This window comes from Pseudomonas sp. P20 (assembly GCF_016463925.1).
Lineage (GTDB): Bacteria > Pseudomonadota > Gammaproteobacteria > Pseudomonadales > Pseudomonadaceae > Pseudomonas > Pseudomonas aeruginosa.
The window spans coordinates 76,899-95,642 of the sequence record NZ_JAEMVM010000024.1 but is presented as its reverse complement, the minus strand read 5'-3'; the positions used below and the strand labels follow the sequence as shown (position 1 = coordinate 95,642).

The 18,744-nt window shown below is 67.7% G+C and carries 13 protein-coding genes; 11 read left to right on the top strand and 2 right to left on the bottom strand.

The annotated features are described in order from the left end of the window. Nucleotides 1-119: 119 nt before the first annotated feature. From oprP to JHD77_RS24765, 5 genes are all read left to right on the top strand, one after another. The gene (gene oprP, locus JHD77_RS24785; protein WP_003119678.1) at nt 120-1,442 is read left to right on the top strand and encodes an outer membrane porin OprP; all 1,323 of its coding nucleotides are present in this window, start codon (nt 120-122) and stop codon (nt 1,440-1,442) included. A gap of 168 nt (nt 1,443-1,610) precedes the next feature. Next, the gene (locus tag JHD77_RS24780) at nt 1,611-1,910 is read left to right on the top strand and encodes a hypothetical protein (RefSeq protein ID WP_003091621.1); all 300 of its coding nucleotides are present in this window, start codon (nt 1,611-1,613) and stop codon (nt 1,908-1,910) included. Nucleotides 1,911-2,035: 125 nt separating this feature from the next. Beyond that, nucleotides 2,036-2,848: an SDR family oxidoreductase gene (locus JHD77_RS24775; RefSeq protein WP_003091619.1), complete on the top strand. Its 813-nt coding sequence runs from the start codon at nt 2,036-2,038 to the stop codon at nt 2,846-2,848. A 232-nt stretch (nt 2,849-3,080) separates the two neighbouring features. Continuing rightward, nucleotides 3,081-3,503, top strand: coding sequence for a hypothetical protein (locus tag JHD77_RS24770; protein ID WP_003091617.1), 423 nt, complete (start codon nt 3,081-3,083; stop codon nt 3,501-3,503). Next, nucleotides 3,500-3,829 carry a YnfA family protein gene (locus tag JHD77_RS24765; RefSeq protein ID WP_003091616.1) on the top strand — a complete coding sequence of 110 codons (330 nt, stop codon included), beginning with the start codon at nt 3,500-3,502 and terminating at the stop codon, nt 3,827-3,829. Before JHD77_RS24770 ends, JHD77_RS24765 begins: the two co-directional genes overlap by 4 nt. Before the next feature lie 78 nt (nt 3,830-3,907). Here the strand turns inward: JHD77_RS24765 and JHD77_RS24760 are convergent, their stop codons facing one another. Beyond that, on the bottom strand, nt 3,908-4,195 hold the full coding sequence (locus JHD77_RS24760) for a hypothetical protein (protein ID WP_003091615.1): 288 nt from the start codon (nt 4,193-4,195) through the stop codon (nt 3,908-3,910). A 166-nt stretch (nt 4,196-4,361) separates the two neighbouring features. Here JHD77_RS24760 and JHD77_RS24755 point away from each other — a divergent pair, with 166 nt between their 5' ends. Next, a complete protein-coding gene (locus JHD77_RS24755) occupies nt 4,362-4,745 on the top strand; it encodes a hypothetical protein (protein ID WP_003091614.1) in 384 nt (127 codons plus the stop codon). 68 nt (nt 4,746-4,813) lie between these two features. After that, entirely contained in the window at nt 4,814-9,160 is a 4,347-nt protein-coding gene (locus tag JHD77_RS24750; RefSeq protein ID WP_003158328.1) for a DEAD/DEAH box helicase, read from the top strand. A gap of 7 nt (nt 9,161-9,167) precedes the next feature. Here the strand turns inward: JHD77_RS24750 and JHD77_RS24745 are convergent, their stop codons facing one another. Further along, a complete protein-coding gene (locus JHD77_RS24745) occupies nt 9,168-12,647 on the bottom strand; it encodes a PAS domain-containing hybrid sensor histidine kinase/response regulator (RefSeq protein ID WP_003117605.1) in 3,480 nt (1,159 codons plus the stop codon). Nucleotides 12,648-12,912: 265 nt separating this feature from the next. Here JHD77_RS24745 and JHD77_RS24740 point away from each other — a divergent pair, with 265 nt between their 5' ends. The 4 genes from JHD77_RS24740 (at nt 12,913) to JHD77_RS24725 (ending at nt 18,732) form a co-directional block, all read left to right on the top strand. Next, nucleotides 12,913-13,500 (top strand): GNAT family N-acetyltransferase, encoded by a 588-nt coding sequence (locus tag JHD77_RS24740; RefSeq protein WP_003119682.1) that lies wholly within the window; start codon nt 12,913-12,915, stop codon nt 13,498-13,500. A gap of 66 nt (nt 13,501-13,566) precedes the next feature. Beyond that, complete coding sequence (locus JHD77_RS24735; RefSeq protein ID WP_003119683.1) at nt 13,567-14,421, top strand: AraC family transcriptional regulator; 855 nt, start codon at nt 13,567-13,569, stop codon at nt 14,419-14,421. A gap of 96 nt (nt 14,422-14,517) precedes the next feature. Next, a complete protein-coding gene (locus JHD77_RS24730; protein ID WP_003091606.1) occupies nt 14,518-16,683 on the top strand; it encodes a TonB-dependent receptor family protein in 2,166 nt (721 codons plus the stop codon). Between the two features lie 174 nt (nt 16,684-16,857). After that, the gene (locus JHD77_RS24725; protein WP_003091605.1) at nt 16,858-18,732 is read left to right on the top strand and encodes an MFS transporter; all 1,875 of its coding nucleotides are present in this window, start codon (nt 16,858-16,860) and stop codon (nt 18,730-18,732) included. The last annotated feature ends 12 nt before the right edge of the window (nt 18,733-18,744 follow it).

The window sequence follows — 18,744 nt, the reverse complement described above, 5'->3', positions numbered from 1 at the left end:
GCAGTCTCGCTGTCACAACCCATCCAGATGATCCCCCTCCAGCAGCGCCGGCCGGCGATAGAACCGGCCGTTTCCGCGCTGCTCAAGACCATTCGAAATCCGAACAGGGGACTTACCTGATGATTCGCAGACACTCGTGCAAAGGGGTGGGGAGCAGTGTTGCCTGGAGTTTGCTGGGCCTGGCGATTTCCGCGCAGAGCCTGGCCGGGACCGTGACCACCGACGGTGCCGACATCGTGATCAAGACCAAGGGCGGCCTCGAAGTCGCCACCACCGACAAGGAATTCAGCTTCAAGCTCGGCGGCCGCCTGCAGGCCGACTACGGCCGCTTCGACGGCTACTACACGAACAACGGCAATACCGCCGATGCCGCCTACTTCCGCCGCGCCTACCTGGAGTTCGGCGGCACCGCCTACCGGGACTGGAAGTACCAGATCAACTACGACCTGTCGCGCAACGTCGGCAACGACAGCGCCGGCTACTTTGACGAAGCTTCGGTCACCTATACCGGCTTCAACCCGGTCAACCTGAAGTTCGGCCGCTTCTACACCGACTTCGGCCTGGAAAAGGCCACCAGCTCCAAATGGGTCACCGCGCTGGAGCGCAACCTCACCTACGACATCGCCGACTGGGTCAACGACAACGTCGGTACCGGTATCCAAGCCAGCTCGGTGGTGGGCGGCATGGCTTTCCTCTCGGGCAGCGTGTTCAGCGAGAACAACAACGATACCGACGGCGACAGCGTCAAGCGCTACAACCTGCGCGGCGTGTTCGCGCCGCTGCACGAGCCGGGCAACGTGGTGCACCTGGGCCTGCAATACGCCTATCGCGACCTGGAGGACAGCGCGGTGGATACCCGGATCCGCCCGCGCATGGGCATGCGCGGCGTCTCCACCAATGGCGGCAACGATGCCGGCAGCAATGGCAACCGCGGTCTGTTCGGCGGCAGTTCGGCAGTCGAGGGGCTGTGGAAGGACGACTCGGTCTGGGGCCTGGAAGGCGCCTGGGCGCTGGGTGCCTTCTCGGCCCAGGCCGAGTACCTGCGGCGCACGGTCAAGGCCGAGCGCGACCGCGAGGATCTCAAGGCCTCCGGCTATTACGCGCAACTGGCCTACACCCTCACCGGCGAGCCGCGCCTCTACAAGCTGGACGGCGCCAAGTTCGACACCATCAAGCCGGAGAACAAGGAAATCGGCGCCTGGGAGCTGTTCTACCGCTACGACTCGATCAAGGTCGAGGATGACAACATCGTCGTCGACAGCGCCACCCGCGAGGTCGGCGACGCCAAGGGCAAGACCCATACCCTGGGCGTCAACTGGTACGCCAACGAGGCGGTGAAGGTTTCCGCCAACTACGTCAAGGCGAAGACCGACAAGATCAGCAATGCCAACGGCGACGATAGCGGCGATGGCCTGGTGATGCGCCTGCAGTACGTGTTCTGAGGCGCTCGGGCCCCGTCCGGCGGGCGGGGCTCGTTTCCGCAGGATGTTACCCGCGTCATGAAATTGCCTGGTGGATGTCCGGGCGGGCCGCCCAGCTTGACCCAGGGCACAGATCGCATGGCGGCATCTGGCTATGCTGGTCCCTCGGAAACGCTCTGGGAGGGACTGATGATCGGCTGGGGACGTGCCTGTATTGGCGTCGGGGGGCTGCTGTTGCTGGGCCAGTTGCTGGGGGGCGCCCTGCTGCTCGCGGACGACGGCGAAGCGACGCTGGCGGTCGAACACTTCTGGCAATTCGTCTTCCTGATCCCGGCGATCCTGGTGGCACTGGGAATGTTCGTCCTGCAGCATCACGTGGGTTCCTTCGCCCAGTTGTACCGCCGGCGTCTCGATGGCGCCTCCTACCTGCTGGTTTCCTGCGGCATCGCCCTGGTCCTGGGCAAGCTCTGCGTCCTGCTGCTCGCCTGAGCCCCTCGCGCGGCCCGGCATGTCCGGGTTTGCCCGAGGCATTCAGCTTCCTGATTTAGCCGGAGGGCGCTGAAACCCTTGGTTACACTGGCCTTCATCACACGAACAGGAAGGCAGGACCCCCTATGCAAAACCGCATGATGATCACCGGTGCCGGCTCCGGGCTGGGGCGCGAAATCGCCCTGCGCTGGGCGCGTGACGGCTGGCGCCTGGCGCTGGCCGACGTCAACGAGGCCGGCCTGGCGGAAAGCCTGAAACTGGTGCGCGAGGCGGGTGGCGATGGCTTTACCCAGCGTTGCGACGTACGCGACTACAGTCAACTGACCGCGCTGGCGCAGAGCTGCGAGGAGAAGTTCGGCGGCATCGACGTCATCGTCAACAACGCCGGGGTGGCCTCCGGCGGCTTCTTCGGCGAGTTGTCCCTGGAGGACTGGGACTGGCAGATCGCGATCAACCTGATGGGCGTGGTCAAGGGCTGCAAGGCCTTCCTGCCGTTGCTGGAGCGAAGCAAGGGCAAGATCGTCAACATCGCCTCGATGGCGGCGTTGATGCAGGGCCCGGCGATGAGCAACTACAACGTGGCCAAGGCCGGGGTGGTGGCGCTTTCGGAAAGCCTGCTGGTAGAGCTGGCGCTGGTCGAGGTCGGCGTCCATGTGGTCTGTCCTTCGTTCTTCCAGACCAACCTGCTGGACTCTTTCCGCGGCCCGAGCCCCGAGATGAAGCACCAGGTCGGCAAGTTGCTGGAGAGTTCGCCGATCAGCGCCGCCGACATCGCCGACTACATCCACGCCGAAGTGGCCAAGGGCAGTTTCCTGATCCTGCCCCACGAGCAGGCGCGGATGGCCTGGAGGATCAAGCAGCAGAACCCCCAGGCGATCTATGACGAGATGACCGCGATGGCCGGCAAGATGCAGGCCAAGCGTCAGCGCCAGGCCTGAGGGGAAATGGCTGCAGGCCAGCAGGGGCGCGGCTTTGCACCATTGCGGTGCGGCGCAGATAGTGCTTGCCCAAGGCGGTGCGATCGAGTAGCTTGAGTCACCGGCCTGCCTGCCGAAGTACGTTGGACCCCACAAGAAGCCTCGCTCATTTGCGAGGCTTTTTGCTTTTCCGGCCTCGCGCCCTGTGCTAGAAGGCTGCCTCTGCGAGTCCGTTCTGTTCTGGAGTACCCCTGTGGAGTCTGAATCCATCGTCTATGGCTGCATCCGCGACTGGCCGGGCGATTCGATGGAACGGCGCATGCGCCGTGCCGCCAACCGCCGCGTGCTGGACAGCCTGCCGGGCGGCGAGGCCTGGCCGTTCCTCGGCCGCGAGATGTTCAGCCGCTGCGAGCAGTCCGGGGCCGGGCTCTACCAGACCCAGATCATCCACTTCGGTGCCAGCTACCAGGCCATCGAATACGAGTGGAGCCTGTGGGTCGAGCAGTTCGAGGCGTTGCTCAGGCGCCTCTACTGGGCCAGCGCGGTGGTCCACCTGGAGACCGAAGTGAACGGCAGCCATACCTTTCGCTGGGAGTCCGAGCGTGGCTTCCATACCCCCCAGGAGAGCGACCTGCAGGTCCGCTGCGCCTGGGAGCGGGAGGGCGGGCGGCGGTGATCAACTACCTCTGGTTCGTCCTCGCGGCGTTCTGCGAGATCGCCGGCTGCTACGCCTTCTATCTCTGGCTGCGGCTGGGCAAGAGCGCCCTGTGGGTGCTGCCCGGCCTGCTCAGCCTGACCCTGTTCGCCTTGCTGCTGACCCGCGTGGAGGCCAGCTACGCCGGCCGCGCCTATGCCGCCTATGGCGGCATCTACGTCGCCGCGTCGCTGTTCTGGCTGGCTTTCGTCGAGCGCTCGCGGCCGCTATGGAGCGACTGGCTGGGCGTGGCCTTGTGCGTGGTCGGTGCCAGCGTCGTGCTGTTCGGCCCGCGCCTGTCGCAGTGACTCAGGCGGGGTGGGCGGCGCGCCCGTCACGGGCGTCGGACCCCGCCGTCCCGGGCCGCCGCACCCCGAACCGGCGGATCACTGCGAAGTGTTGCGCTGTACGTCACCTTTTTCCTGATCCAGTTCCTTGAGCATCTGCGCGTAGGCATCGCAATCGCTCGGCCGGTTCTGTTCCGAGCGGGCTTCCTGGCGCTGGCGCAACTGCTCGTTGAGTTCCCTGGCCCGTTGCGGGTTCTTCTGGGTGATCGAGGCGACCTTGGTGGCGACTTCCTTGCCCATCTTTTCCGCCTCCGCTTCGGAACAGGCGAAGACCGGCGTGGCGACCAGCAGGGCGCAGGCGCTGGCGAGGGCGAAAAGCGGTTTCATGGCGTACTCCTGTGGGGTGGTCCTGAGCGGTGGAGCCCGGTCGAGCCGACAAAGTTCAGCCGCAACGCCGGACGGCGACCGATTCGAACCCTCGCGGCGGGTTGCGGGTCGCACGCATAGAGAGGGTGCGAAGGACCCTCGTCGCTTATGACGCAGGAGGTATGCCATGACTCACGATTGGGATCTGGTCGAACGGTTGCTGCTGGAGGTCCGGCAGTCCGCCCATGAGAACTTCGCCCCGCGCGCCCATGCCGAACGCCTGGCCGAGGAACGCTCCCAGGCCGGGCAGCGGGTCGGCGACATGGATGCGTTGAAGCAGAAGGCCGCCGACTACGAGGCGATCCTGCTGGAGGGCGGCTTCATCGAGCCGCGTCCGGAAGAGCAGGGCGGCAATGGCGAGAACTTCGTCCTCACGCCGCGCGGCGAGCGCCTGCTCGGCCTGATCGGCGGCGAGACGCCGAAGGCCGCCGAGGCTCGCCGGCTGCTCGAGGAGAACGGCAGCGAAGCGCTGCACGCCGAGCGCTTCGACCGTTTCGTCGCCGGGCTCTGAAACTGCGCCCGACGGGCGATCGGCGGGGCTTGTGAGTCGCCCGCGGCGCCACCATAGTGCGGAGCATGATGCCTATTTCATCCTCTTCCGCCCGCCGCGCCGAGCCGGCTCCGCGGCCCCTGGCGGAGTTCCATCCCGCCGTCCGCCAGTGGTTCGAACGCCACTTCGCCGCGCCCACGCCGGCCCAGGTGGAGGCCTGGCCGGCGATCCGCGAGGGGCTTTCGACCCTGGTCGCCGCGCCCACCGGTTCGGGCAAGACCCTGACCGCCTTCCTCGCCGCCATCGATGCCTTGGTGGTGGAGGGGCTGGCCGCCGGCGGCGAGTTGGCGGATGCCACCCAGGTGGTCTATGTCTCGCCGCTGAAAGCGCTGTCCAACGACATCCGCATCAACCTGGAGCAACCGCTGGCTGGCATCCGCGAGGAACTGGCGCGTCTCGGCCTGCCCGACGTCGATATCCGTAGCGCGGTGCGCACCGGCGATACGCCGCAGGTCGAGCGCGGAGCGATGCGCAAGCGCCCGCCGCACATCCTGGTCACCACGCCCGAATCGCTGTACATCCTGCTCGGCTCGGAGTCGGGCCGGCAGATGCTTGCCGGGGTGCGCAGCGTGATCGTCGACGAGATCCATGCCCTGGCCGGCAGCAAGCGCGGCAGCCACCTGGCGCTGTCGCTGGAGCGCCTGCAGGCGCTGTGTCCGCGACCGCTGCTGCGGATCGGGCTGTCCGCCACGCAGAAACCGATCGAGAAGGTCGCGCGCTTCCTCGTCGGCGCCAGCGGCAATCCGCGCGATCCGGCCTGCCGGATCGTCGACATCGGCTATACGCGCCCCCGCGACCTGGGCATCGAGGTACCGCCGGTGGCGCTGGAAGCGGTGATGTCCAACGACACCTGGGAGCTGGTCTACGACCGCCTGGCGCACCTGGCCGGCGAGCACCGCACCACCCTGGTGTTCGTCAACACCCGGCGCATGGCCGAGCGGGTCACCCGCTTCCTCGCCGAACGCCTCGGCAGCCGCCAGGTGGCGGCCCACCACGGCAGCCTGGCCAAGGAGCTGCGCCTGGATGCCGAGCAGCGCCTCAAGGCCGGGCAATTGAAGGTACTGGTGGCGACCGCCTCGCTGGAGCTGGGCATCGATATCGGCGACGTCGAGTTGGTCTGCCAGTTGTCGTCGCCGCGCTCCATCGCCGCCTTCCTGCAACGGGTCGGGCGTTCCGGGCACAGTGTCGGCGGCACCCCCAAGGGCCGGTTGTTCCCGACCTCCCGCGACGACCTGGTGGAATGCGCGGCGCTGCTCGACAGCGTGCGCCGTGGCGAGCTGGACAGCCTGGTGCTGCCACGCCAGCCGCTGGACGTGCTGGCGCAGCAGATCGTCGCCGAAGTGGCCTGCCAGGAGTGGCGCGAGGACGACCTCTATCGGCTGGTGATCCGCGCCGAACCCTACGCCGGGCTGGAGCGCGAGCGCTTCGACGAAGTCCTGCGGATGCTTGCCGAGGGCTACCACTCACGCCTCGGCGTGCGCGGCGCCTATCTCCATCGCGATGCGCTCAACGGCCTGCTCCGTGGCCGCCGTGGCGCGCGGCTGACCGCGCTGACCTCGGGCGGGACCATTCCCGATACCGGCGACTACAGCGTGCTGCTGGAGCCGCAGGGCCTGCTGGTGGGAACGGTCAACGAGGACTTCGCGGTGGAGAGCCTGGCCGGCGACGTGTTCCAACTGGGCAACACCTCGTACCGGATCATCCGCATCGAGCCGGGACGGGTACGGGTCGAGGACGCCCAGGGCCAGCCGCCGAACATTCCGTTCTGGCTGGGTGAGGCGCCGGGGCGCAGCGACGAGCTGTCGGCCAGCGTGGCGCGCCTGCGCGACACCCTCGACGAGCTGCTCGGCGAAGGCCAGGCATTGCCGGAAGGGCAGCGGCTGGAGCCAGCCATCGCCTGGCTCGGCGCCACCCTCGGGCTGGACGATGGCGCCGCGCGGCAGATCGTCGAGTACCTGGCCCGCGCCCGCCAGGCCCTGGGTGGCCTGCCCGGGAGCCGGCGGCTGGTGATGGAACGCTTCTTCGACGAATCCGGCGGCATGCAACTGATTATCCACAGTCCCCACGGCAGCCGCCTCAACCGCGCCTGGGGCCTGGCGCTGCGCAAGCGTTTCTGCCGCAGCTTCAACTTCGAGCTGCAGGCGGCGGCCACCGAGGACGCGATCATCCTCTCGCTGTCCACCAGCCACAGCTTTCCCCTCGACGAGGTCTGGCGCTACCTGCATTCGGCGAGCGCCGAGCACCTGTTGGTACAGGCCGTGCTCGACGCGCCGCTGTTCGGCGTGCGCTGGCGCTGGAACCTGACCACCTCGCTCGGTTTGCCGCGCTATGCCGGCGGTCGCAAGGTGCCGCCGCAACTGCTGCGGATGAAGAGCGAGGATCTGCTGGCCAGCGTGTTCCCCGACCAGGTGGCGTGCCTGGAGAATATCGTCGGCGAGCGCGAGGTGCCCGATCACCCGCTGGTGGCGCAGACCCTTGACGACTGCCTGCACGAGGCGATGGATTGCGAGGGCTGGCTGGCCCTGCTGCGCGACATGGAGAGCGGCGCGGTGGACTTGCTGGCGCGCGACCTGCCGGCGCCTTCGGCGTTGGCGGCGGAGATACTCACCGCGCGTCCCTACGCCTATCTCGACGATGCGCCGCTGGAGGAGCGGCGTACCCAGGCGGTACAGAATCGCCGCTGGAGCGATCCCGAGTCCGCCGACGACCTCGGCGCCCTGGACCTTGAGGCGATCGAGGCGGTGCGTGGCGAGGCCTGGCCGGAAGCGCGCAACGCCGACGAGATGCATGAGGCGCTGAACAGCCTGGGTTTCCTCACCTCGGGCGAGGCCGAGGCCAATCCGGGCTGGGGGGAATGGCTTGCGCAACTGTCGGAGCAACGCCGCGCCGGACGCCTGGACTGCGCAGGCAGCACTCTCTGGCTGGCGGCGGAGCGCCTGCCGGCGATGCGCCTGGTGCATCCCGCGGCGAAGGTGCCCGACGCTTTCCAGGCGCCTCGCGGCTATCCGCCGCCGGACTCGGCGGAAGCGGCGACCGTGGAGCTGACCCGCGCCCGCCTGGGTGGCTTCGGGCCACGCACGGCCGGGCAGTTGGCGGCCGACCTGGGCATCGGCCTGGCCGACCAGCAGTACGCCTTGGCAGCCCTGGAGCGCGAAGGCTATGTGCTGCGTGGCCGCTTCAGTCCTGGCGCGACGGAAGAGGAGTGGTGCGAACGCCATCTGCTGGCGCGCATCCATCGCTATACGGTGAAGCGCCTGCGCCGGGAAATCGAGCCGGTGGAGCGCGCCGATTTCATGCGTTTCCTGTTCGACTGGCAGCGCCTGGCGCCGGGCACTCGTGGCCGGGGAGCGGAGTCCCTGGCTACGGTGGTCGAGCAACTGGAAGGTTTCCAGGCCGCGGCGGCCGCCTGGGAAAGCGAACTGCTGGCAGCGCGGGTGGCCGACTACGCCAGCCATTGGCTGGACCAGCTGTGCCGTTCCGGACGCATCGTCTGGGCGCGCCTGGCCGGACGCAGCAAGGCCGCCGGCGGTCCGCTGCGCAGCGCGCCGATCGTGCTCCTGCCGCGCCGCGAGCTGGGGCTCTGGAGCGTCCTGCAGCGCGACGCGCCGGAGCCGGAACTGTCGCCGCGCGCGGCCAGGGTACTGGAGGTGCTGCGCGAGCAGGGTGCATCGTTCTTCGACGAACTGAGCCAGGACGCCCACCTGCTGCGCAGCGAGCTGGAGAACGCCCTCGGCGAGCTGGTCTCGGTCGGCCGGGTCAACGCCGACAGCTTCGCCGGGCTGCGCACCCTGCTGATGCCGGCGGACAAGCGCAGCCGCCAGGAGCGCCGCTCGCGCGGCCTGCCGGGCGGCATGCAGGACGCCGGGCGCTGGGCGCCGCTGCGCCGGGCGAAGGCGGAAGAGGCGGGGCAGCGTTTGCCGGCGGAGGTTCTCGAACATGTCGCCCGGACCTTGCTGCGACGCTATGGGGTGGTCGCCTGGCGCCTGCTGGAGCGCGAGGCCGACTGGCTGCCGCCGTGGCGCGAGTTGCTGCGCGTCTACCATCGCCTGGAAGCGCGCGGCGAGATTCGCGGCGGGCGCTTCATCGCCGGCCTGGCCGGCGAGCAGTTCGCCTTGGCGGAAGCGGTCGGCCTGTTGCGCGAGGTGCGCAAGCGACCGCCGGATGGGGCGATGCTGGTGGTGTCGGCAGTCGATCCGTTGAACCTGGTCGGCGGCCTGCTACCCGGCGAACGGGTGCCGGCGGTGACCGGCAACCGCCTGCTCTATCGAGACGGAGCGCCGCTGGCGGCGCTGGTAGCCGGCAAGGTGCGGATGCTCGCGGAAGTCGACGGCGAGACCGCGCAGCAGATCCGTGCGCTGCTGATCCGCCGTCACTGAGGCCCGCTCAGCGCAGGCTCAGATGGCGGCTGAGCAGGGCCCGCAACGCGGCCGGCTTGACCGGCTTGGACAGGTAGTCGAGGCCGGCGGCGTGGATCTCCGCCACCAGTTCCGGCCGCGCGTCGGCGCTGATCACCACGCCCGGCACCGGCTCGCCCAGGCGCGTGCGCAGCCAGGCCATCAATTGCGTACCGGTCTCGCCGTCGTCGAGGTGATAGTCGATCAACGCCAGTTGCGGGCGCATCTCGCTGTCCAGCAGCGTGGCGCATTCCTCGCGGCTGCGCGCGGTCCAGACCTGGCAGCCCCAGCGGCTGAGCAGGCTGTTCATGCCGGCGAGGATGCTGTCCTCGTTGTCCACGCAGAGCACCTGGGCGCCGTTCAGCGCCTGCGCCGGTTCGGCCTTGTGGCCGTTGGCCAGGGCCGGCGGCGCCTGCCGTGCCAGCGGTACGCGGACGCTGAAGACGCTGCCCTTGCCCGGCCAGGAACGTACTTCCAGCGGATGGCCGAGGACCTTGCAGAGCCGGTCGGCGATCGCCAGGCCGAGACCGAGGCCTTTCTCCGCGCGGGTCTGGTGGCTGTCCAGGCGCTTGAACTCTTCGAAGATGACTTTCTGCTTGTCCGGTGGGATGCCCGGCCCCTGGTCCCAGACCTCCAGGCGCAGGTAGCCGTCCTCGCGGCGCACGCCGAGCAGCACGTGGCCCTTGGCGTAGCGGAAAGCGTTGGTCAGGAAGTTCTGCAGGATGCGCCGCAGCAGCTTGATGTCGCTGTCCACCCGCAGTTGGCTGCCGCGCAGGCGGAAATGCAGGCCCTGTTCCTGGGCCAGCGCCTTGAACTCGACGCCGAGGGCATCGTAGAGGTTGTTCAGCGGGAACGGGTTGCGTTCGGCGCTGACCCGGCCGCTTTCCAGGCGCGAGATGTCCAGCAGGTCGGTGATCAGGTCCTCGGCGGAACGCAGCGACGAGTCGAGGTGCTGCACCAGGTCGCGGACCTCGCCGGGCAGCGCGTCCTGGTGGGCGAGGGCGGCGGAGAACAGCCGCGCGGCGTTCAGCGGCTGCATCAGGTCGTGGCTGACGGCGGCGAGGAAGCGGGTCTTCGACTGGTTGGCGGCCTCGGCGTTGCTCTTCGCCTCGCTGAGTTCCTGGTTCAACTGCGAGAGTTCCTGGGTACGCTCCTGGACCCGCTGTTCCAGCGACTCGTTGGCGCCCTTGAGGCCCTGTTCGGCCTCGCGGTAGGCGGTGATATCGGTGAAGCTCATGACGAAGCCGCCGCCGGGCATCGGGTTGCCGATTAGCTCGATGACCCGGCCGTTGGGGAACAGCCGCTCGGAGGTGTGCGGAGTGCCCTGGCGCATCCAGTACAGGCGCTTGGCCACGTGCATGTCCGGATCGCCGGGCCCGCACAGGCCGCGATCAGCGTTGTAGCGGATGATGTCGGCGATCGGCCGGCCGACGTAGATCAGCCCGTCCGGGTACTCGAACAGCTCCAGGTAGCGGTGGTTCCAGGCCACCAGGCGCAGCGACTGGTCGACCACGCTGATGCCCTGGGTGATGTTCTCGATCGCGCCCTGCAGCAGGGCGCGGTTGAATTGCAGCACCTCGGAGGCTTCGTCGGCGATCCGCACCACGTCCTCCACCTGCATCTCGCGCCCTTCGATGGCGGCCTTCACCACCGCCCGCGCCGAGGACGCGCCGAGGACCCCGGCGAGCAGGCGCTCGGTGTGCGCGATCCACTCGTTGTTGGCGGTCTGGTTCGGGGTGAAGCCCTTGCCCTGGCGGTAGGCGAAGCGGATGAAGCTTTGCCGCGCGCGTTCCTCGCCGACGAAACGCGCGGCGAGCATCAGCAGGTCTTCCACCTGCACCGCGAGCATGAAGCGCGAGTTCTGCCGCTGGGAGATCTCCTGGCCGATGAAGCGGCTGGCCTGCCAGTGCTCGGACACGCGGGTGCGCGAGAGCACCGAGACCAGGCCGAACAGGGCGAAGTTGCCGACCAGCGAGATCAGCACGCCCTGGGTCAGCGGCTCGATCGGCAGGCCGAAGGGATTGCTTGCCAGCCAGGTCAGGCCGGGGATGCGCTCCAGCGGCCAGCCGAGGCCCTTGGCCACCACCGGCAGGACCAGCGTATAGGCCCACAGCAGCGAGCCGGCGGCGAGGCCGGCGAAGACCCCGCGGCGGTTGGCCTGTTTCCAGTACAGCGCGCCGATCATCGCCGGGCCGAGCTGGGCGATGGCGGCGAAGGCGATCTGGCCGATGGTCGCCAGGCTGGCGCTGGAGCCGAGCAGGCGGTAGGCCACGTAGGCGAGCAGCAGGATCACCGCGATGCTCACCCGGCGTACGGTCAGCAGCCAGTGACGGAAGGCCTCGAAGGGCCGTTCGGTGTCCTTTTCCCGGCGTCGCAGCAGCCACGGCAGGAGCATGTCGTTGGAGACCATGGTCGACAGCGCGACGCTGGCGACGATGACCATTCCGGTGGCGGCCGAGGCGCCGCCAATGAATGCCAGCAGGGCCAGCGCCGGGTGCGCCTCGGCCAGCGGCAGGCTGATGACGAAGGAGTCCGGCATTACCCCGGCGGGCAGGTGCAATTGGCCGGCGAGGGCGATCGGCACCACGAACAACGCGGCCAGCACCAGGTAGATGGGGAACACCCAGCGCGCCAGGTTGAGGTCGCGCGGCTCGATGTTCTCCACCACGGTGACGTGGAATTGCCGCGGCAGGCACATGATCGCGGTCATCGCCACGCCGGTCTGCAGCAGCATCGCCGGCCAGTGCACGGTCTCTTCCCAGTAGTCGGCCAACTGCGGCGCGGCGCGGGCCTGGGAGAAGAGATCGGCGAAGCCGTCGTAGAGGCCGAAGGTGACGAAGATGCCCACGGCGAGGAAGGCGGTGAGCTTGACCAGCGACTCGAAGGCGATGGCCAGGACCATGCCGCGGTGGTGTTCGGTGACATCCAGGCTGCGGGTACCGAAGACGATGGTGAACAGCGCCAGCACCAGCGACACGATCAGCGCCGTGTCCTGGGCGCGGGTACCGGTGGAGTCGGCGCCGGAGCCGATCAGCAGGTTCACCCCGAGGACGATACCTTTCAGTTGCAGGGCGATGTAGGGCAGCACGCCGACCATGCAGATCAGCGCCACCACCACCGCCAGTGCCTGCGACTTGCCGTAGCGGGCGGCGATGAAGTCGGCGATGGAGGTGATGTTCTCCTGCTTGCTGATCATGATCATCTTCTGCAGCACCCAGGGCGCGAACAGCATCAGCAACACCGGTCCGAGGTAGATCGGCAGGAACGACCAGAGCTGGTCGGTGGCCTGGCCGACCGCGCCGAAGAAGGTCCAGCTGGTGCAGTACACTGCCAGGGAGAGGCTGTAGACCCAGGCGCGCAGGCGGGGTGAGAGCGGGGTGCGGCGACGGTCGCCATAGAAGGCGATGGCGAACAGGATGGCCATGTAGACCAGGGCGACCACGGCGATCAGCCCGATGGACAGCGACATGCGAACTCCGATGATGTCCCCGCGTGAAGCTGGCGTGAGGCGGGGGTCTTGCTTTCGCGCCAGTTTCGCACTTGTCGGCCCGCGCGTCAGGCCGCCTGCGACCAAGGTCGCACGCATGCTTGAGCCGGACGCGCGGAGTTGGTAGCGTGCCGGGCTGCGTGAGCGCGGACGGCCCCGGCGGCCGGCTGTCCGTTCATCGTAGCCGGTTTCGGCTGCGGCACTAAACGCGGCCGCTACGCTCTGATGGGAGCGGAGTTTTGCGTCGATGTCGAGGAGGGCGCCCATGTTCAAGCCGCTACCGATCACCCTGCAGCGCGGAGCCTTGCGTCTCGAGCCGTTGGTGGAAGCGGACATTCCCGAGCTGGTGAGCCTCGCCGAAGCCAACCGCGAGGCGCTGCAGTACATGGACGGACCGACGCGGCCGGACTGGTACCGCCAGAGCCTCGCCGAGCAGCGCGAGGGCAGGGCGTTGCCGCTCGCCGTCCGCCTCGGCGTGCAACTGGTCGGGACCACGCGCTTCGCCGAGTTCCTTCCCGCCTTGCCGGCCTGCGAGATCGGCTGGACCTGGCTCGACCAGGCCCAGCACGGCAGCGGCCTGAACCGCATGATCAAGTACCTGATGCTCAAGCATGCCTTCGACAACCTGCGCATGGTCCGCGTGCAGCTCAGCACGGCGGCGAGCAACCTGCGCGCCCAGGGCGCCATCGACAAGCTCGGCGCGCAGCGCGAGGGCGTGCTGCGCAACCACCGGCGGCTGGCCGGCGGGCGGCTAGACGACACCTTCGTCTACAGCATCACCGACCACGAATGGCCGCAGGTCAAGGCGGCGCTGGAAGCCAGCTTCACCGGCTGAAGCCGGTTCCGTCGCTCCTGCGGTATGCTGGGCGGCCCGTCCGGACGGGCGAACGAGGAGACGGCAGTGCCGGACGAGACGAGCGGAGAACACACGCATTTCTGGCGCGCCGCCGAACTGGGCGGCGTCGAACTGCTGCACGCGCGCTATGTGGAGCAGCGCTTCGCGCCGCACGTGCACAGCAGCTTCGCCCTGGTCATCATCGAGCAGGGCGCGCAGCGCTTCCGCCATCGTGGCGGCGAGCACCTGGCCCCGCTGGGCAGCATGGTGCTGATCAACCCCGACGAAGTGCACACCGGCTCCAAGGCCCATGATGCCGGTTGGCTCTATCGCGGCTACTACCCGGAAATGGAACAGATCGACGGGATTCTCGACGAGCTGGAAATCCATCATGGCGGTGTGCCGCGCTTCGCCGACAGCGTGATCCACGACCAGCCCCTGGCACGCGCCTTCGTCCACTTGCACCGCCTGCTGGCCGAGCATGCCGGCAGCCTGGAAACCCAGACCCGCTGGCGCGAGACGGTGCTCGCCCTGTTCCGTCGCCACGCCCGCCTGCCAGAAGCGCCGAAGGCCGGGCAGGAGCCGTTGGCGGTGGCCCGTGCCCGCGAACTGCTGGCGGCGCGGTTGCTCGATCCGCCTTCGCTGGAGGAACTGGCGGCGGCGGTCAATCTGTCCCCGTTCCATTTTGCCCGGGTCTTCCGTCGCGCCACCGGCATGCCGCCCCACGCCTGGCTCAGGCAGCGCCGCCTGGAGCAGGCCAGGGCACTGCTCAAGAGCGGCCGGGCGCCGCTGGAGGTGGCCCTGGAGCTGGGCTTCGCCGACCAGAGCCACCTCGGTCGCCAGTTCAAGCAGGCCTACGGCGTGGCACCGGGTGAATACCGCTCGGCCTGCGCGCGCTCATCCTTGACGATCTACGAATAAGTCAAGCTCACATTTGCAAATCATTTGTATTTACGTTCTTTACGATTTGCCGTAATTTTGCGCCCCACTTTTTCCTGCGTCCCTGGGGGAGCCTCGATGTCGTCCGTGAGTTCGTTGTCGCGCCTGGCCGTCGCCATCGCGCTGGGTGTGTCCATGCAGGCGGCGCAGGCCGAAGAGGAAGCCAAGGAGCTGGGCACGGTCACCGTGGTCGGCGACTGGCTGGGCGAAGCCGACCAGGCGGTGGTGCAGAACCATCCCGGTGCGCGCAGCGTGGTGCGTCGTCGGGAAATGCTCGAGAGCGGTGCGCAGAACGTCCGCGACGTGCTGCGCAAGGTGCCCGGCGTGCAAGTGCAGGACAACAACGGTACCGGCGGCAGCGACATCTCCCTGAACGTCGGGGTGCGTGGCCTGACTTCACGCCTGTCGCCGCGCTCGACGGTGATGATCGACGGCGTGCCGGCGGCGGTGGCGCCCTACGGCCAGCCGCAGCTGTCGATGATGCCGCTGTCCATCGGCAACCTGGAGAGCATCGACGTCGTGCGCGGCGCCGGCTCGGTGCGCTACGGCCCGCAGAACGTCGGCGGGGTGATCAACTTCGTGACCCGGGCGATTCCGGAGAAGTTCTCCGGCGAAATCGGCACTACCATCGAGCATGCCGGCCACGGCGGCTGGAAGAAGCTCAACCAGGCGTTCCTCGGCGGGACCGCCGACAACGGCCTGGGCGTGGCGCTGCTGTATTCCGGGGTGAAGGGCGCCGACTACCGCGACGGCAACAACGACAACGATATCGACGACGTGCTGCTCAAGACCCATTGGCAGCTCACCGACAGCGACCAGTTGGCGGCCAACTTCCACTACTACGACGCCTACGCCGATATGCCGGGCGGCCTGACCCAGGCGCAGTACGACGACGATCCCTTCCAGTCGGTACGCGACTGGGACAATTTCCGTGGTCGGCGCAAGGACTTCTCGCTGAAGTACACCCGCCAGGTCGACGACCTCACCCAGTTCGAGGTGCTCACCTACTACAGCGACAGTTTCCGCGGCAGCAGCATCGCCGCGCGCAACCTCAGGACCATCACCTCGTACCCGCGCGACTACCATGTGTTCGCGGTGGAGCCGCGGGTCTCGCGGATCTTCTTCGCCGGCCCGACCACCCAGGAGATCGGCATCGGCTACCGCTACCTGAAGGAAGCGATGAACGAGCGTGCCAGCCAACTGGCACTGGTCGACAATGTGCCGACCGTGCGTCCCGGCTCGGACGGCCATACCTACCAGGACCGTACCGGCGGTACCGAGGCCAGCGCCTTCTACATCGACGACAAGATCGATGTCGGCAACTGGACCATCACCCCCGGCATCCGCTTCGAGAAGATCGACAGCGACTGGCGCGACCGCCCGGTGCTCGGCCTGAACGGCAAGCCGGTGCAGGAGAAGAAGCGCAGCAAGGACTACAACGAACCGCTGCCGGCGCTGAGCCTGATGTATCACTTGAGCGACGAGTGGAAGCTGTTCGCCAACTACTCCGAATCGTTCGGCAGCCTGCAGTATTTCCAGCTCGGCCAGGGCGGCAGCGGCAACGATACCGCCGCCGGCCTGGAGCCGGAGAAGGCCAAGACCTACGAACTGGGCACGCGCTACGACAACGGCAGCTGGGGCGGCGAGATCACGCTGTTCTACATCGACTTCGACGACGAGCTGCAGTACGTCAGCAACGACGTCGGCTGGACCAACCTCGGCGCCACCAAGCACCAGGGCATCGAGACTTCCGGCCACTATGACTTCGCCGCTCTCGATCCGCGCCTGGACGGCCTGTCGGTCTACGGCAGCCTCACCTATACCCGCGCCACCTACGAAGGCGACATTCCCTCCTTCAAGGGGCGCGACCTGCCGCTCTACTCGCGCCAGGTGGCCACCGCCGGGGTGCGCTACGAGGTCGACCGCTGGACCTACAACCTCGACGCCTTCGCCCAGTCCATGCAGCGCGCGCCAGGGCTGAGCACCGACAGCCAGGGCAACTTCACCCACAACTACATCACCGAGCCCAGCGCCGACGGCCAGTACGGCGACATTCCCGGCTACGTGACCTGGAATGCCCGCGTCGGCTACGACTTCGGCCCACAGGCGTCGAACCTGAAGCTCGGACTCGGGGTGAAGAACCTGTTCGACAAGCAGTATTTCACCCGCTCCAGCGACAACAATTCGGGAATCTACGTGGGTCAGCCGCGAACGCTGTTCATGCAGGCCAGCGTCGGTTTCTGAATATTCGGATGCGACTTGGCGCATCGTCCGACGACAGGCGTCCTGCGGTAACGCGGACGCCTGTTCTATGATGGGCGCGGAATTTCCATCGGAACGCTGTGGCCTGATCCGCGGTCCATGCAGTCCAATCGATGACGGGCTTCCTTTCGGCGGCCACGCAAGGTAACAAGGACGATGACCCAACATTCGCAATTCGCCCTGCTGGGCAAGCGGCGTTTCCTGCCGTTCTTCATCACCCAGCTGCTCGGCGCCTTCAACGACAACATCTTCAAGCAGTCGCTGATCCTCGCCATCCTCTATCACCTCAGCGTCAGCGGCGACCGCAGCCTGCTGGTCAACCTCTGCGCACTGCTGTTCATCCTGCCGTTCTTCCTGTTCTCGGCACTGGGCGGACAGTTCGGCGAGAAGTACAATAAGGACGCGCTGATGCGCGCGCTGAAGCTGGCCGAGGTAGGCATCATGCTGGTCGGCGCTGCCGGCTTCGTCTTCGGCAGCCTGCCGCTGATGTTCGTCGCGCTGTTCGCCATGGGCACCCACTCGGCGCTATTTGGCCCGGTCAAGTATTCGATCCTGCCCCAGCACCTGCACGAGGACGAACTGGTCGGCGGCAACGCGCTGGTGGAGATGGGCACCTTCCTGGCGATCCTGGCCGGCACCATCGGCGCCGGCGTGCTGATGTCCCATGCGCATTACGCGGCGGCGGTGGCCACCGCGGTGGTGCTGGTGGCCGCCTGCGGCTACCTGGCCAGCCGCGGCATTCCGCGAGCGGCGGCGGCGCTGCCGGGGTTGAAGCTCGACTGGAACATCTTCGCCCAGTCCTGGAGCATCCTCCGCCTGGGGCTCGGCCAGCGCCCGGCGGTCTCGCGCTCGCTGGTGGGCAACTCCTGGTTCTGGTTCCTCGGCGCGGTCTACCTGACGCAGATCCCGACCTTCGCCAAGGAATGGCTGCACGGCGACGAAAGCGTGGTGACCCTGATCCTCACCGTGTTCTCGGTGGGCATCGCGCTGGGCTCGATGCTGTGCGAGAAGCTTTCCGGTCGCAAGGTGGAGATCGGCCTGGTGCCGTTCGGCTCGATCGGCCTGACCGTCTTCGGCATCCTCCTCTGGTGGCACGCCGGCGGCATTCCCCCAGGCGAGGCGCCCTACGACTGGCTGGCGGTGCTGCGCCACCATGAGACCTGGGCGGTGCTGGCCGACATCCTGTTCATCGGCATTTTCGGCGGCTTCTACATCGTACCGCTGTACGCCCTGATCCAGGCGCGCACCGACGAAGACAAGCGCGCCCGGGTGATCGCCGCCAACAACATCCTCAACGCCCTGTTCATGGTCGCCGCGGCGCTGGTCTCGATCCTCTTCCTCAGCGTCGCCAAGCTGTCGATCCCGCAGCTGTTTCTCGCCCTGTCGCTGATGAACGTCGCGGTGAACGTGTACATCTTCAAGATCGTCCCGGAATTCACCATGCGCTTCCTGGTCTGGCTGCTCAGCCACACCATGTACCGGGTCCGGCATGTGAACCTGGAGGCGATCCCGGACGAGGGAGCGGCGGTGCTGGTGTGCAACCACGTCTCGTACGTGGACGCGCTGCTGATCGCCGGCTCGATCCGGCGGCCGGTGCGCTTCGTCATGTACTACAGGATCTTCTCGCTGCCGGTGCTCAACTTCGTCTTCCGCACCGCCGGCGCGGTGCCCATAGCGGCGCGCCACGAGGACGAAGGGATCTACGAACGCGCCTTCCAGCGCATCGCCGACTACCTGAGGGACGGGGAGCTGGTGTGCATCTTCCCTGAGGGCAAGCTGACCGCCGACGGCGAGATGAATGAGTTCCGCGCCGGGATCGAGCGGATCATCGAGGAAACCCCGGTTCCGGTGATCCCCATGGCGCTGCAGGGCCTGTGGGGCAGCTTCTTCAGCCGCGACCCGAACAAGGGCTTCTTCCGCCGCCTGTGGTCGCGGGTAAGCCTGGTGGCCGGCGAATCGGTGGCGCCGGGGGCGGTGGAGCGCCTCGACCTGCAGGCGCGGGTGACGAGCTTGCGCGGCGAAGCTCGTTGATCGATCCGCAGA